This window comes from Pseudobutyrivibrio sp. C4 (genome assembly GCF_900111635.1).
GTDB lineage: Bacteria > Bacillota > Clostridia > Lachnospirales > Lachnospiraceae > Pseudobutyrivibrio > Pseudobutyrivibrio ruminis.
Genome location: NZ_FOHF01000001.1, coordinates 78,955 through 95,176, shown reverse-complemented (window position 1 = coordinate 95,176; position 16,222 = coordinate 78,955). Strand labels below are relative to the sequence as shown.

The following is a 16,222-nucleotide window of genomic DNA, read 5'->3' as shown; positions in this document are numbered from 1 at the left end:
GGGATTATATTATGAATCCGATGGGAATAATTTTCGCTTATTCAATATTTTACTTTATACCAGTATTAATAATAACTGGGATTCTTCATTTTACATGGAAATTTACAGAGTTAAAATTCTTCTTATGGGTCAAGCGAATAATATTTTGGCCTTGTTTTCTTATATTTTTATTAGGCATTGGATTTAGCGGATTCTATATTGCCAAGGATATAGTTACAAAAATCCCTTATCGAGAGCATGTTTCCGGTGATGAAGTAACATTATCATTTAAAGCCTCTATGTCTGGAGGGCAATATTACGATTATTTCATTTCTCAAGATGACTTGGTTTTAGAGGAAATAGAACATTTTTCTTTCGGGCTTTCTCTAAATGAAATAAGTGGTGTAAAACTAAGAGCGCTAAAGCCAGGAAAGGCTGTGGTTGTATTAACTTATGGCTCTGCGGGAGGCGGTTCTTTATCACGGGTTTATATATATGATGTAAACGTTGATGATTCAATGGATATCAGCTATGAAAAACAATTATTTTATATTAATTGGGATGATCGTAAAGAAACAGTTGAAAATATAAGACAAATGTTAATTGATGATTACGGCTGTACCCCTGAAGAAATCGAAATAATTCATACTGATTAATTATAAATAAAAAAGGACTCTGATTACTCAGAGTCCTCTGCTACATCAAGATTCAAATCAGACGTGTAATTGTTCAAAACGCTTATGTATCCTAATCGTATATACGATAGTAATAACAAGACATATAAACCATATAACAAAAAATATAAATTCAAATGCTATAAAACTGAGTAGTACATCTACAAATGCATTAAAGCCATAACTCTTTTCATCACTATTGAATCCATGATATGTTCCATTAAAAAATGCAATTATGCAATGCTTCATTACATAGGCCGCTGGGACAATTGTGATAACCCACAGTAAACCTTGAATTATACGCTGTATTCTGTTTTTCATAATCACTACCTCTTTATGATTCTATCTCTCAAAAGTACTTTTCCCTTCACAATTATATCGTATTTACGAAGAGACCTTAATGCCACGTATTATTCTGCCATTTAACTAACAGCCCTTTTTGCCTGCTTTATGATCCTCGATAGAACAAGATGATGTACCATCATATTCAACAAGTCCAGCATCTGCTGGATCAAGGCTGATTCTTCCATCCTCAAATACAAAACATGGAATTCCTATATCTCCTATTTCCTTTGAATGGTCAAACTCAGGTCTGTTATCTCTCATATCCATAAACTCATGCATATTTTGAACATGCTGACCTATATCTATATATTTATACTGATTTTCCTTTCCCTGAATCTGTGGCTGCAAAAAGTCACAGTAAGGGCATGTGTGCATTCCGTATATCTTAATCATAGTATGTCCTCCTTTTTAAAAAATTTATAAATGCATTATACACTTAATTCTAATCTTCTCCACCTCTATTATCTTCAATACAATGTCTCATTGCCCACTATAAGGTATAACCTCGCATAAATTTCCACTCTAGTTATACCTTTTTGACTTCAATACAATGTCTCATTGCCCACTATAAGGTATAACCCTCCATAAATTCCTAAGCCGGTTATACCTTTTTGACTTCATATTAGTCCCTCATAAATAATAAAAGGGTATAACTACCTCCCATATCAGCCCAAGATTATACCTTCACAGAAAAAGAGCCCTTTCTACGCCCCGTAAACAATCTTGATAATATCATCAATTCCTGTTTCCTCAATTGAAACATCCTTTATCTTTTTTTCCTTTGAAAGATCAGCAATGATTTCCGCTGCGGTAACATCATTTTTCATGAAGCGATATTTAGCAACATTACCATCTTGCGCTATCAATTTACAGCGGGTATGCTCCGGCGCAGCCTCATCATAATACTCCACAACAAGCGTCTTGTAAGGAGCTATTCTATCAACGATTTCCGACAAATTACCATCCTCCATCAGCACTCCGCTATTGATTACTATAAGTCGCTCACATAGTTCCTGAATGTCACCTAGATCATGGGTGGTTAGAATAACTGTTGTGTGTCTCACTTTGTTAATCTCTTTAATGAATTTTCTCAAAGCATATTTTGCCGAAACATCCAATCCAATGGTAGGCTCATCAAGGAATAAAACTTTAGGTGAATGAATCATAGACGCAACTAAATCGCCTTTCACTCTTTGGCCCAAAGACATCTGTCTAACAGGCTTATCTAAAAGCTCCTTTATGCCAAGAATCTGGTCTAGCTCATCAAGAGTTTTATCATATTCCTTCTGGTTAATTTGATAAATATGCTTCAAAAGCTCAAAGCTTTCTCCAAGACGAAGATCCCAATTCAACTGAGACCTCTGTCCAAAGACAACGCCTATATCCTTTACCACTTCTTTCCTGTGCTTCGAAATATTACGGCCGTCAATCAACACCTGTCCCTGCGTTGGCGTAAGGATTCCTGACATCATCTTTATTGTGGTACTTTTTCCCGCGCCATTAGGACCTATAAATCCTACGATCTCACCTGTATCAATATGAAATGACAAATCCTTTACTGCATGGATTATCTTATGATTAGGCTTAACCAGCCCCTTCATTGCCCCCTTAAGGCCAGGCTCTCTACTTTTTAGCACATAATCTTTACAAAGATTTTCTACATCTATCATTTTAATTACCTGCACTTTCGTATTTACGTAGTCCAATATTAAAATATACTCCAGCAATCAGCATCACAATAAAACCAACTGCCAATGTTACAAATGGAATAGCTAATCCACTGAATTTTGCCTCCACTCCAAGCAATGATGACACCGGATAAAAACTTACCCAGCCGATTGGAATAAGATACGTCAGGATAAACTGCATGCTCTCTGGGTACATGGAAATTGGATACATCGTAGTCTTATCCATGATTTCCTGAGTATACTGGCCGAAATCTACGGCACTTCTTGTGTAAAAGCTAGTGCTTCCAAGCAGGATATATATGCCTCCTCTAATAAATGTGGCGCCAACCAGTATGGTAATTACTTGAATTACAAACAGTGGACTGACTACTACATGGCACTTCACGCATCCATATATAAAAACTAAAATTCCAGGAATTAAATCGGTTATACCAAAGATGTTAATGTTGGTAAAAAAGAACTGATACAAAACCCCGAGTGGTCTCGTCAGATATCGATCAAATTCCCCCTCAATAACAAAATACCCCATGAACCATCCCTGCACAAAAAAGATCATTGAAAGTGCATGAGAAATGACTGATAGTCCATATAAAAACGCCAACTGGCCGTATGTCCATCCATTAATTTGTCCAAAGGATTCAACCACAAATTTTATAATGGCAAATCCCATGATAAACTGCAGTGGATTTGAAATCAGCCATCCCGCAATGTTGGATGGATACTCTATGATGGTCATGAATGCCATTTTTATTACATGAACCATCACATCTAGATAATGACACAGCTCTTTAAAAAATCTCAACACTCTATCCCCCTTGAACCATTACCTTTCTTATCACCTTGTTTTGCACAAGAAAGAAAACGACTGAAAGAACCACGAGCCAGATAAACTGAATTCGCATTTGCGATAAATATTCTACACTGCTGCCTTTGCCAATATAAATGCTAAGTGGCAACTGGTATATATACACAAATGGAAGTCCTTCTAAAACCTTTTGCACTCCCACCGGGAAAAACCAAATTGGAATAATGCTTCCTGAAAGCAGCCTTAACAAATGTTTCTTCACCTGAATAAGCGCATCAATATTTACAGCGGTAAAAGCAATCATTCCAAACAACGCTGCCACCAGCCAGTTAATCAGAAACGATTCGATAACAGAAATAACAAATAGTGGAATATCCTTTGGATTCGCCATCGCTGGAAGCTTAATCATAAGTGAGCCAATAATAAAAATTGGAAGCATATTTTGAAAAACTAGCGCGATGATATTTCCAATGTCTTCAGCAAAATAAACACCAAAAACATTTATCGGCTTAATCAAGTCCGTAGCAACCGAGCCTTTTTCAACACTATTTTGAATTCTTCTCTCAACATTCGTAATAAAAAGCACCGACAAAATCGAAGACATAATGACATAGGTAAGCATACTATCAACATTCACATCTCCAACCATAGTCTGTCCCTTGTATAGTGCGCGCCAAAAGTAAGCCGAGGTAATCATGATTATGGTCTGCATAATAATATTGCCATAAACATTAAACTCGTATGCCATGCTTCTAATTATTTGAGTTTTGATTACGTATAAATACTTTTTCAGCAAAATAATCCCCCATATATCGGAAAATCAAAGATATTTTATTTCATCTTTTTGTATGCCTTTACCCATTTTGAGATTTCCTTTTTCTTGGCATAATTATTTGTATTCTCCTGTCCAAGACTTTGATAAAGCATAAATCTCTCCATTGATAATTCTCCACTTTCAATGGCAAGTTTTACAGCACAACCCGGCTCTGTATCATGCCTGCAATTGCTATATTTACATCGATTTTCCAATTCCACTATATCTGAGAATGTATTATCAATACCTTCATCAACCATGGCCATTCCAATTTCACGCATTCCTGGTGTATCAATAATAAAACTCCCATTTTGAAGCTCTATGAGTTGACGGTAAGTGGTGGTATGACGACCTGTGTCATCAGACTCACGTATAGCAGACGTCTTCATAATTTCCTCACCGCATATGGCATTTAAAAGCGTTGATTTTCCTGCACCTGAAGACCCCATCAAACATATAGTTTTTCCTGGTTGCAGATATTCTTCCAGCTCATCCATTCCAATTTGATATAACGCTGAGATTGCATGAGCCCTAACTCCTTCAGCAATGTTTTCTACTTCACACAGGTAACGGCCAACATTATTACATAAATCAGACTTAGTAAGAATAACTACTGGTATCGCCTTGCCCTGCAATACAACGCTGACATATCTGGCAATTCTGTTGTAGCTATAATCTTCATTTAAAGATGTAACAATGAAAACATAGTCAACATTGGCAACCATATACTGCATTACACCTGTCTTTGCCTGGTCTGGTCTTTGCAAAAAACTTTTTCTTTTTTCCACAGACAGAATAAGTGAGTCCCCAGATGTGTTATAGGTAAATCTTACATAATCTCCAACAACTGGCAATTTGTCAGCACTTTCTTCATAAAAATATCCCTTAAGTTTTGCAGGAATATCCTGCCCCTGATACTTTATTGTGAAGCTGTTCTTTTGTACCTCAGAAATTCGTCCTATCTGATTATTATTTAAATTATTCATTTCTTTGTCTCCTACTATTGTTAGTTATTACAATTATGTATGAGACCTGTTATTATTGGAAACGCCTGATAATAGACAAAAGAAAACCGTGACAAAAGCCACGGTTAAAAATCATTTTATTTAATAATTCCAAAAACCGAGGTCTTCATACTATATTCAATTAAATCCATATTCTTTAATACACTCATCAATGAATACCTCGCTTTCTTTTTTTATTTTTATAAGTTCTAGGGACATTATTGCACATACAATTTTACTTTGCAATAAAAATTATAGATTGTGTACTCACTGAGTTCACTTTTTGCGGTGGTACTATCAGATTGTGGGGGCACGGTCCCCACAATCTCAGTATTCATGCATTTTCCCATCTCACGTCCTTTTTATAAACAACTCCATATCCACACAATTCCAGATGCCGATTGGCATCTTGCACTCTCTTCTTGCATACTCCGTAAACCCTGTCGCTTCATAACAATGCCTTGCGCTCTCATTATTCTCGAATACGCCCAGGTCAATTCTTGTGGCGCACATATTTTCCTTTACATACTCTATTCCAAGCTTGAGCAGCTCTTTTCCGTATCCCTTTCCCCGAAACTCAGGACTCACAATTACAAAACCAAATCGAACAGAACTGTCATCGTCATCTCTCGGATACCTTATGATGAAATGTCCAATAATATCCTCATTATCATCCACTGCAGTGAGAGGAATGAATCTCCCCGTTTCAAGTTGAGAAGCATAATTATCATTAATATCTTCGCCTGAAAGCGGATACTTATTAAATCTGTCAGCAGACCATTTGTATAATTCCTCCTCCGATCTGAGCCAGCCGGTTATTATCTGAGCATCTTCTTTTTTAAAATCTCTCAGTATCATCATTATCTACCCTCCATCCTCCTGAATTTATTTTATTAAATATTTATGAAATAAACAATGATGGGGCATTTGCAGCCTGCGATGAGACCTCTGCAGCAATATGTAAAGTAACTATAATAATCTACATATATCATAATTTGGTTCTTGATTAAGCATAAATCTTGTTATATATTTTTGTTGTTTTTCAAATGCTCATTCGAGTGATAACTCCCTGATTTTACTATTAATTTAGAAAGGATATTAATGAACAAAACTTCATCACAAGAGCAAAGAATTGACGATTTAAAATCTGAGCTAGCTAAAATTACCAAGGAACTTTCAAAAGCCCCTAATGGGTCACTTAATGCGGTTAAAACTTCAAATGGTTTCAAATATTTTCAAATAGAAAAGAACCATGGAACTGTAAAAAGAACCTACATCAAAAAAGAAAAGATTGCATTAGCAACTGCCCTTGCCAAGAAGCGATATAACAAGGTTCGCAAAAAAGAAATTGAAAATGAGATAGCATCAATTAAACTAAAATTAGATAGAACTCCAAAAATCTCTTCAACAGATCTACTCTATAACATTCCAGGCTATAGTAATCTTCTTCAGGCCTTGCTAAATCCCAATTACATAAAACAACAGAAATGGCTATCTCAACCTTATATACATAATGACAAACACCAGGAAACACTTCGATTTAAAACATCTGCTGGAATTACCGTAAGATCTAAATCAGAAACGCTTATAGTTCGTGGATTATCAGATTATAGTATTCCATTTAAATATGAATGTGGGCTCGAGATTAATGGAACTATATATTTCCCAGATTTTACTATATATAAAGCTTCTGAAGACATTGAATTAATCTGGGAACACTTTGGAATGATGGACAATACTGAATATCGATTCAATGCAATGAACAAACTTAATAGTTATATCAATCAAGGCTATGTTCCAGGCCATAATCTGATATGTACCTTTGAAACTATTAATTCACCACTTACCGAAGATATTATTAAAAGAACCATTGAAGCTTACCTGCTGGACAAAAAGGTATAACCTCACATAAATTCCCACTCTAGTTATACCTTTTTGACTTCAATACAATGTCTCATTGCCCACTATAAGGTATAACCCTCCATAAATTCCTAAGCCGGTTATACCTTTTTGACTTCATATTAGTCCCTCATAAATAATAAAAGGGTATAACTACCTCCCATATCAGCCCAAGATTATACCTTCAAAGAAAAAAGTGCCAAGACCAAAAGGCCGCGGCACTTAAATCAACTCCATCTTTATTTCTCACTAATCTTATTCCACTCATAAGGGGTATTCTGGTAAACGTAATAACACTGCCGTGCCTTTTAAAAAGCCCGTAAAATCAACGTTTCAGGCACTCCATTTTGTTTTGACACCATTTTGACACCATTTTTATAGTGCAACTTTTTATGGTTTGACACCAATTAATCAATGCTCTTTATATTTCTAATATATAGCATTTCACGATAGTTTTTTGGAAATCCAATCAATTCCATATCTATTGAATTACCATATTTCTTTATTATGCGATTAAGTTTATCTCTAAATTGCTTTCTATCTTCGTCCGTGGGCAAACGTTTAATCAGCATTAATATATATGCAAACAATGTATTATTTTTAACCTCTGGGTGTGCGCGCAAAAAGCTCTTGTTAAATCTTATAGGCGGATTAAATACTGAATTATATAATCTAACACCATGTGAGCATTTATTTCTAAGAACAGATAATGCATGAAGATGATTTTCCAAAGTTGCAGCACTTATTCCAATCTTATCTGCAATCTTTTCCTTATCTGAAATATATAAAGCATGATAAAACATTGAAACACTTGAACAAGTCATTAATTCCATCATAACCCATATAGGCATTTTATCCTGATATTTCTTCTGATGGTGTTTTACAATCGCGCTATCCCTATAATACATTTTTTCTTTTGAAAAATTTTGAAGTGTTTTAGCTATACCATCTTTATCAAAGTAATTATTCACGTCATAATGTTGATTATATGGTGGCTTAACACATTTTATATCTGCAAATCCATTACCGATTAAATTCTTATAAAAGAATTCTGCCTTTTCAATATATAGACGCATCAAACAACGAACTTCTTCATCAAACTGATAAATATTATATATGTCTTCGAACTTTATTCCTGGTTTTAGTTCACTACTATTGGCATTAATACGATATTGTAATGTATAACCAGTCAATCTATAATAACTAATTCTTTGAAGAACATTTCTTGCAAATGTATCATCTTCTACAATCACACCATGTTCCTGAAATTTTTGAAGTTGTTCATCAATAGAATATGGTTTCTTCAAATCCATAACACTCTCTCCTAAAAGTAAAAAAGCCAAGCTCAACGCTCGGCTTGGTCCCAAGTGTTATTCGCACCTGGCAACTCTGTTAACATAATTATAACAAATATATTCTCATTTTCAAGTACATATAAAGTGCTTTAAAAAGTACATAGTAAGCACTAATTTAAGTCATTTCTACACAACAATATCTTACCACATCTGCACCTCAATTTGTGTCAATTATATTAGCACTTAACCATAAACATACTTCATTCCATAATGCTTAGCTTCACGGCTGTCATTCACAAACATAAACCTCAACAAGTTTTATACCTCCAGAAACTACATGACGACCTCACTTAACACCCTTGTTCCCTCAGTAATAAAATCCATTTGTGTACCTTGTCCGAACTCTCACCATCATCCTCGTACCTTCATCCGGATGCAGTCAGCCTCCGGATTTTCCTTTCCTAAAATATTGTTTCTAGTTCCTCTCATGCCAAAAATCTTACGCCTGATTTTGGACATAATAATAGACCAGTACTGGGCGTCCCCAGGGTACTGGCCTAGTAGGCTTGGTTAGCTATTATATTTTTTGTAATCGAAATTCTCCGCTAGAATTTTCCTCCAATAAAGATTTTCTTCATCTGTTAATTCTGAGAAATCTGTCATAAATCTTTTTGTACCATATATTTCTTCTGCTTCTTCTGTAAGATATACAGTAAGCCACGCATTAAGTCTTACTGGATCAAAATCTAAAAAATCATCTGCTGTAAAAACAACTTGCTGCTTTTTCTTTCGGCTCTTCTTTATATAGTGAAGATCACCATCAACAAATCCAAAAGTAATCTCTTTTAATGGCTTAAAGAACTTACTATCAGCTTTTATTAACTCTTTAAGCTTTATGCCAACCTCTTTTTCTACATCTTTCCAGCCCATGTCGGCACTGCATATTTCATAAGGATTATCTCGACCAATAACAAATTCGTCATCGTCAAAACTAGCTTCAATAGTATAGCTAGCTTCATCCTCATAAATATTAAATAACAGAGATTGATAGTCCGTAATATTTAGTTTCTTAATCTCTAAAAATAAATCTTCAATCATATAATGTCCCTCTCTTAAAGCAGATTAATTATACCGCAATTACGAACCTAATCGTGCATTATTTAGCATTTTTTATCACAACCCAACGAAAGATAGCGGGCTGACTGGCTTCTTGTGATAAAACAAAAGTGCCGACGCCAAAAGGCACCAGCACTTAAATCAACTCAATCTTTATTTTTCACTAATCTTATTCCACTCATAAGGTGTGTTCTGGTACACATAGTAGTTGAGCCAGTTCGAATACAAGATATTCCCGTGGCTTCGCCACTGAAGCAGTGGCTTCTGCTCTGGGTCGTCGTCTGGGTAGTAGTTCTCAGGCATGGCGATTTCAAGGCCTTTGCCTAAGTCGCGCTTGTATTCGCTGTCCAGTGTGTAGCGGTCGTACTCAGGGTGGCCCATCACGAAGATGTTGCTGCCGTCCTTAGACATGCACAGGAATACTCCGGCTTCCTCTCCCTTTGCACACACTACCAAATCCTCGCAGGCTTCGATATCCTCGGTGCGCACGCCAGTGTGGCGGCTGTGTGGTGCATAGAAAACATCGTCAAAGCCACGCACAAGTGGTATCTTGCGATTCAAAACTCGGTGTGGGAACACGCCAAATTTCTTTTCATCCAAATCGTATTTATCGATACCGTATCTGTAGTAAAGCCCCGCCTGGCATCCCCAGCACAGATGCAGTGTGGAAGTCACATGTGTCTTTGTCCACTCAAAGATTTTGCACATCTCATCCCAGTATTCCACCTCTTCAAAAGGCATCTGCTCAAGTGGTGCACCTGTGATGATAAGTCCATCGAAATATCTGTCATAGACATCTTCTATCTTTTCATAGAAGTTGTTCAGATGAGTCTTGCTCGTGTTCTTGCTTTCGTGGCTTCCCACAGTCAGGAAAGTCACATCCACCTGCAAAGGTGTATTTGAAAGAGAACGTAACAACTGAAGCTCTGTGGCTTCTTTTAATGGCATCAGATTAAGAATCCCAATACTGATAGGTCTGATGTCCTGGTGTGTAGAACGATTTTCGTCCATGACGAAAATATTCTCATGCTCAAGTATTGCCTTTGCAGGTAGATCGTTTTGTGTTCTGATTGGCATACCTATTATTCTCCTCTGTTATTATTAAAAAATCCTTCTCAATTTATAATTTCTAATAATAACACAACCTACCTTCTTGCGCCATGCATCAATTGTTTATTCTTGTACATTCTTTCATCTGCAAGCAGATATACCGAATTGGCATCCTTGCCCTCGCATTCGTGGCGATACGCATATCCGATAGCTGCACTTCGATTGATGATTGGGTCCTTTTCGTTGAGCGTTGCAAGTGCATGCTTCATTCTATCTATCAGATAATCCACCTGCGACATACTCTCTCCGGTAAGGATTACCACAAACTCATCTCCACCTATTCTGGCGATGAAGCCTTCTTTGCCAAAGCAATTTTCCAGCTCACCGCCAAATTCGAATAGGTACTTGTCCCCCATCAAATGTCCCTGATTGTCGTTTACTTCCTTCAGACCATTTAAATCTATGCTGACGATACAATAATCATCCTCTTTTTCTGATAAAGATTTAATGTACTTCTCATACTTTGATCTATTTGCTATGCCTGTAAGCTCATCTGCATATGCCAAATGCGCCAGAGATTCGTACTCTTTCTTTCTAGCGATTGACTCTGAAATGAAGATATTGTAGTTCACCAGAGTTGCAAATACCATGCTGATTGCCCCGAGAGGCACAGCCTTTTTCGAAAGCATTATCTGCTTTGAATATCCCAGCACTTCCATGTAGTAGAAGAAAATATTAAAGATAAAGGATATGGCCAGCATAGCCTGTCCCATAATCTGTATGTACTGTGGCTGTGTTATCAGATTTGAGCCTGCATCCTTAACTAGAATCATTACAAACATGAATACAATCAGGACCATGGCGTCTATCTGATAAATAAACAGATAATGATTAATATGAGCAATACCTGCAAAATGCAATCCTATCAAAACCAAAGGAATGATTGCTCCGATTGTTAGGAAGAACTGGAACAAAGTCTTATGAAGATAATTTCTCATAGACCCCATTACCAAATACATCAGCGGTACAATCATGTACAAAGAAATGTATTCTATCTCTGTCTGATGACCATTTGTCTCCACAAACAAATCTAAAAGTCTGAACTGAGTCAAAAGCCATATTCCCAGGGCAATAAACACAAGTGATGAATACATCTGCATGTTTATCTCAGGCATATCACTTCTGAATCCCAAACCTACAGCAAAAAACATAAGTCCAAATATGACAAGAAATGCCGCCGACAAAAAAATAAACATATTATTATGAATGCTATATAAAAGCAATGTATAATAACCAGCCAACGCTGGCGCTTCAAAGTAATTGTAGGCACCATCCTCTGTCACAATAAGTGAAATACAAATATCCACTGGCCTATCTGTGTTTGGAAGATTTACGAAATTATTCTCACATCCTATAAACTTTCCAGCCTTATATGAATCCAGGAATCCACTTTGTACTTCTTTTGTACTACAGTACAAAATCCACGCGCTAAATCGGGACTCAAACATAATGGTAGGTGTCACAAATTTGTTCACTTCCACGCCAGGATGCACCATATGTATCACATCCCCTTCGTGGGCCCCGTCACCAAGTATTTTTCTTAAATCTGACAATGCCACATTTTCATATACGGTGTCATTGTAGTAAACTCTCCACCCCTCATCTAACACAACAACGCTGTCGTAATTATGAGGCTTCAAGAAGAAATGGCCCACCGTCATCAACATCAAAAATGTTGCCATGGCTATGCTTAGACATAAAATCTTTTTACCCATGGTGAGCCTCCTTCATCTTATACATGCGCTGGTCAGCAAGATAAAATACATCCTGATATCTGCCGCCCTTAACCTCATGATTAAAAGCAAAGCCTACTGATGCTGAAAGCGTGAATTCGTCATTCATTTCATTATACTTGGCCATTTCCTTGGACATTTCATCAACGCATTTCTTGCAAAGCAGCTCATTTGAATTCTGAAAAACTACGATGAATTCATCTCCACCTGTTCTTGCAATAATATCAGCAGGTCCAAATGCCTTTTTCAAAATATGAGCAAATATGACAAGCATCCTATCACCAGCCACATGGCCCATATTATCATTAACGTACTTTAGTCGGTCCAAATCGATACTGACAATTCCAAAGTTTCCTCTTAGTGACCCAAAGAACTGGCTGAGAGCCGCTCTGTTTTTAAGCTCTGTCAAAGCATCTGTATAGGCCAAACCTTCCAATTGTTCCTTGATGCGATTTGCACTGATGTGATTAACGCTGTTCATGAAGTAGTAAATAAAGTGACACATGATGAAAAACAGCATGCCAAGCTCAAGGAAATTAATAGTAGTAAATAGTCCTGTATGGGAAATATTCACACTTTCATTAGCCTTAACGCTAGGCTTGGTTCCAATTTCTAGAAGTGACATTACCATCATTATTATGAAACCGATAAACAGGTATATTTCAGCGTCCATTCCTACGATTACATCACTATCCGCATGTTCTCTTCTGTAAACTACCAGGTTTTTAATAAGAGATGGCAGAATTATAAACATTTCGATAATATCAAGTACACCCACAGCATTTAAAAAATGGTTTACATGTACAATGTTAAAAATGTGCAAAATCCATATAACAATAGGGAAAATTATATTAACAGCAGCAATTACACGTATCTTATTTTGAATATTATTACTATGAATAGAATAGATTAGCATACTGAATCCCAATGGAATCAAGTAGAAAGAAGTATACTCTACCATTGAGAAGAACATCTCTCGATTGCCTATGAAACAAAAGATGTCATTTCTGGCAAATATATATACTCCTAGCAGATTTGCAAAAATTGCTCCCACCAGAATTTCAATATCATTAAATCTTGTGAGCAACAAATAAACCCACAATGCAAAAATAATGCAGGAATACATCACAAGAAAGGCCCCAATGAAAATAGATATTCTGTGGTGACTGTAAAATGTTTTTATTAAATCGCTCTTTTGGCCGTAAAAAACAGGCATAAACCTTCTTATAGAATTGTTCTCTGTAAAGGTATACACCATAATAAGCTTATGAACTCCTGGCCTTGTATTAAGAGTCACAATATTATATTTCTTTGGCACAAAGCTTCCTGTTTTCAAATACTCTCTGCCGTATGTATAAATCAGATCGTCATCCAAATACACATCCACTGTGTTGAGCTTGCTGAGAAACATAAGGGTTGCGCCTTGTTTCTCCACTGAAATTTCATTTTCAGTGATAATAGTCTCTCCTCGCTTGCTTTCGCCTATAAAGTAATCGCCTAAGTTTATATCACGCTGAACTTCAACCCCACGAAAAACAGACCAGCCTTCATCGATAGGACTGATCTTGGATTCTGAATTCACTGTGAATCTAGAGCTTCCAAATACTAAAAGCACTACTGTTACGAATGCTATTAGCAGTGGAAGCACCAGGTATTTTTTCAAATCATTAATACGGGATAAATCAAACATACACACATTATAATATCCATATGTGTTTAATTTATAGAAAAATGGTTACCATTTAACTATTTAACATGGAAAGTAATTCTTCCTCACTTATAACATTTACCCCCAAAGCATTGGCTTTATCAAGCTTGCTGCCTGCGGCCTCGCCTGCCAATACATAATTAGTCTTTTTAGAAACAGAACCAGAGCACTTACCGCCGTTGAGCTCGATAAGCTCCTGAGCTTCTTTTCTACCCATAGTAGGCAAAGTACCGGTTATAACAAATGTAAGTCCTGCAAACTTATCACTTGCACCTTCCTTTTCCTCTTCTACCATGTTTACGCCAGCTGCCTTCAGACGATTGATAATATCGATATTCACCTCGTCGTGAAGATAATCATAGATGGAATTGGCGCTAATTTCGCCGATATCGTTGACCTGGATAAGCTCCTCTACAGTAAGGCTCATAATCTTTTCAATGTCCTTAAACTGGGAAAGAAGAGCCTTTGCAGCTGCCTTTCCAACATTCGGAATACCAAAGCCTGTAAACAATCTGTAGGCATCGTTTTGCTTTGCAGCCTCAATCGCTCCAAGAAGCTTGTCTGTGTTCTTTTCCTTGCCGATGATTCCCTTTTCAATAAGCTCATCTCTCTTGTCCTTGAGAGCAAATACATCCGCAATATCCTTTATATATTCTTGGCTCACAAGGTCCTCAATATAAACCTCGCCGAAGCCCTTAATATCCATGGCATCTCTTGATACGAAATTGATGATGTGACGAACCAACTGTGCTGGACAGCTTGGGTTCAGGCACTTCATATCTGCTGTGTCCGCATCCCTGGAAACAGGGCCACCACATACAGGGCACACATTTGGAATCTTGTATGTGACTGTGCCTTCTGGACGCTTTGCGTGAACCACCTCTTTGATCTTTGGAATGATTTCACCAGATTTGTAAACTACTATCGTATCTCCGATACCGATATCCAAATCATCGATAAAGTCCTGATTGTGAAGTGTGGCACGGCTAACTGTAGTACCGCATAAACGAATTGGTTCAAAGATAGCTGTAGGATTAACACGGCCTGTTCTACCAACAGAAAGCTCCACATCAAGAAGCTTTGTCTCCTTTTCCTCTGGTGGGTACTTGTAGGCGATGTGGCCGTTTGTGTATTTAGCGCTGGTAGAGAAATCGTTGCGGTAAGAAACCTGATCAATCTTTACAACTGCGCCATCAATATCAAATGGGAACTGTCCTCTTAAATCACCGATTTCATCGATAACTGCAAGGACCTCCTCAGCTGTTTCGCACTTCTTGTGGAATACAGTGGCAACCCCTGCCTTTTCAAGCATATCCATGCCGTCGCAGTGGCTCTTTGTAAGCTCCTCTGGGCCCTGCTGTACGTTGAATACAAACATCTTTAATCCACGTTCTTTGGTGATGTTGGCATCCAGCTGACGAAGTGTACCGGCAGCCAGGTTACGTGGGTTAGCTGCAAGCTTCCCGCCGTTAAGCTCCTGAGTCTCATTGTATCTGTCGAAATCCTCGTGTGACATATACACCTCGCCGCGAAGCTGGAGGCTGTCGTATGGCAAATCAAGGTACTGATTAACATCTGGAATAACTAACGCATTTGCGGTAACATCCTCGCCGATAAGTCCATCACCACGAGTCTCTCCCATCTTAAGCTTTAGCTTGCCCTTTGAATCCTTTTCATAGCGAAGTGTCATGCTAAGACCATCGATTTTGGCCTCAACACTAAACATAGCATCAGGATGAACCGCCTTTACCTTTGCAATCCAGGCAGTAACATCAGCCTTATCAAACACATCCTCGATAGAAAGCATTGGCACGTCGTGAGTAACCTTTACGCCTGCCTCACGCATGGCAACGCCACCAATCTTCTGAGAAGGAGAATCAGGTGTCACCCATTCTGGATGCTCTGCTTCTGCCGCCTTTAGCTTTTGCATCAGCTGATCGTACTCATAGTCGCTGATTTCCGGCTCGTTTTGATTGTAGTATCTATCCATGTGATAATCGATTTCATCGATTAGCTTCTTGTATTCATTAAGTTCCATTATTCTACCCCTTT

14 protein-coding genes are annotated in these 16,222 nt (G+C 37.5%); 2 read left to right on the top strand and 12 right to left on the bottom strand.

Features of this window, described 5'->3' with window-relative positions:
• Window positions 1-11: 11 nt before the first annotated feature.
• Window positions 12-635, top strand: coding sequence for a hypothetical protein (locus BMY66_RS00400; protein WP_090393771.1), 624 nt, complete (start codon window positions 12-14; stop codon window positions 633-635).
• A 444-nt stretch (window positions 636-1,079) separates the two neighbouring features.
• On the opposite strand, the gene BMY66_RS00390 is transcribed toward BMY66_RS00400, so the two are convergent.
• The 6 genes from BMY66_RS00390 to BMY66_RS00365 all read right to left on the bottom strand — a co-directional run bounded on the left by BMY66_RS00390 (window position 1,080) and on the right by BMY66_RS00365 (window position 6,170).
• Window positions 1,080-1,391: a glutaredoxin-related protein gene (locus BMY66_RS00390; protein ID WP_090393769.1), complete on the bottom strand. Its 312-nt coding sequence runs from the start codon at window positions 1,389-1,391 to the stop codon at window positions 1,080-1,082.
• A 311-nt stretch (window positions 1,392-1,702) separates the two neighbouring features.
• Window positions 1,703-2,668, bottom strand: coding sequence for an ABC transporter ATP-binding protein (locus BMY66_RS00385; protein ID WP_242942662.1), 966 nt, complete (start codon window positions 2,666-2,668; stop codon window positions 1,703-1,705).
• Between the two features lies 1 nt (window position 2,669).
• On the bottom strand, window positions 2,670-3,488 hold the full coding sequence (locus tag BMY66_RS00380) for an ABC transporter permease (protein WP_143064485.1): 819 nt from the start codon (window positions 3,486-3,488) through the stop codon (window positions 2,670-2,672).
• A gap of 4 nt (window positions 3,489-3,492) precedes the next feature.
• Complete coding sequence (locus BMY66_RS00375) at window positions 3,493-4,239, bottom strand: ABC transporter permease (protein ID WP_143064484.1); 747 nt, start codon at window positions 4,237-4,239, stop codon at window positions 3,493-3,495.
• Between the two features lie 83 nt (window positions 4,240-4,322).
• Window positions 4,323-5,291 (bottom strand): ribosome small subunit-dependent GTPase A, encoded by a 969-nt coding sequence (gene rsgA / locus BMY66_RS00370; RefSeq protein ID WP_090393766.1) that lies wholly within the window; start codon window positions 5,289-5,291, stop codon window positions 4,323-4,325.
• 369 nt (window positions 5,292-5,660) lie between these two features.
• A complete protein-coding gene (locus BMY66_RS00365) occupies window positions 5,661-6,170 on the bottom strand; it encodes a GNAT family N-acetyltransferase (protein ID WP_090393765.1) in 510 nt (169 codons plus the stop codon).
• Window positions 6,171-6,410: 240 nt separating this feature from the next.
• Here BMY66_RS00365 and BMY66_RS00360 point away from each other — a divergent pair, with 240 nt between their 5' ends.
• Complete coding sequence (locus BMY66_RS00360; RefSeq protein ID WP_090393764.1) at window positions 6,411-7,211, top strand: hypothetical protein; 801 nt, start codon at window positions 6,411-6,413, stop codon at window positions 7,209-7,211.
• 404 nt (window positions 7,212-7,615) lie between these two features.
• Here BMY66_RS00360 and BMY66_RS00355 read toward each other — a convergent pair whose 3' ends face one another.
• The 6 genes from BMY66_RS00355 to ligA all read right to left on the bottom strand — a co-directional run bounded on the left by BMY66_RS00355 (window position 7,616) and on the right by ligA (window position 16,208).
• Complete coding sequence (locus tag BMY66_RS00355) at window positions 7,616-8,521, bottom strand: Abi family protein (protein WP_090393763.1); 906 nt, start codon at window positions 8,519-8,521, stop codon at window positions 7,616-7,618.
• Between the two features lie 552 nt (window positions 8,522-9,073).
• Complete coding sequence (locus tag BMY66_RS00350; RefSeq protein ID WP_090393762.1) at window positions 9,074-9,601, bottom strand: hypothetical protein; 528 nt, start codon at window positions 9,599-9,601, stop codon at window positions 9,074-9,076.
• A 171-nt stretch (window positions 9,602-9,772) separates the two neighbouring features.
• Entirely contained in the window at window positions 9,773-10,696 is a 924-nt protein-coding gene (gene metA / locus BMY66_RS00345) for a homoserine O-acetyltransferase MetA (protein ID WP_044937751.1), read from the bottom strand.
• 68 nt (window positions 10,697-10,764) lie between these two features.
• Window positions 10,765-12,444 carry a GGDEF domain-containing protein gene (locus tag BMY66_RS00340; RefSeq protein WP_090393761.1) on the bottom strand — a complete coding sequence of 560 codons (1,680 nt, stop codon included), beginning with the start codon at window positions 12,442-12,444 and terminating at the stop codon, window positions 10,765-10,767.
• Window positions 12,437-14,152 (bottom strand): GGDEF domain-containing protein, encoded by a 1,716-nt coding sequence (locus BMY66_RS00335; RefSeq protein ID WP_090393760.1) that lies wholly within the window; start codon window positions 14,150-14,152, stop codon window positions 12,437-12,439. Before BMY66_RS00335 ends, BMY66_RS00340 begins: the two co-directional genes overlap by 8 nt.
• 52 nt (window positions 14,153-14,204) lie before the next feature.
• Window positions 14,205-16,208, bottom strand: coding sequence for an NAD-dependent DNA ligase LigA (ligA, locus tag BMY66_RS00330; protein ID WP_090393759.1), 2,004 nt, complete (start codon window positions 16,206-16,208; stop codon window positions 14,205-14,207).
• Between the last annotated feature and the right edge of the window lie 14 nt (window positions 16,209-16,222).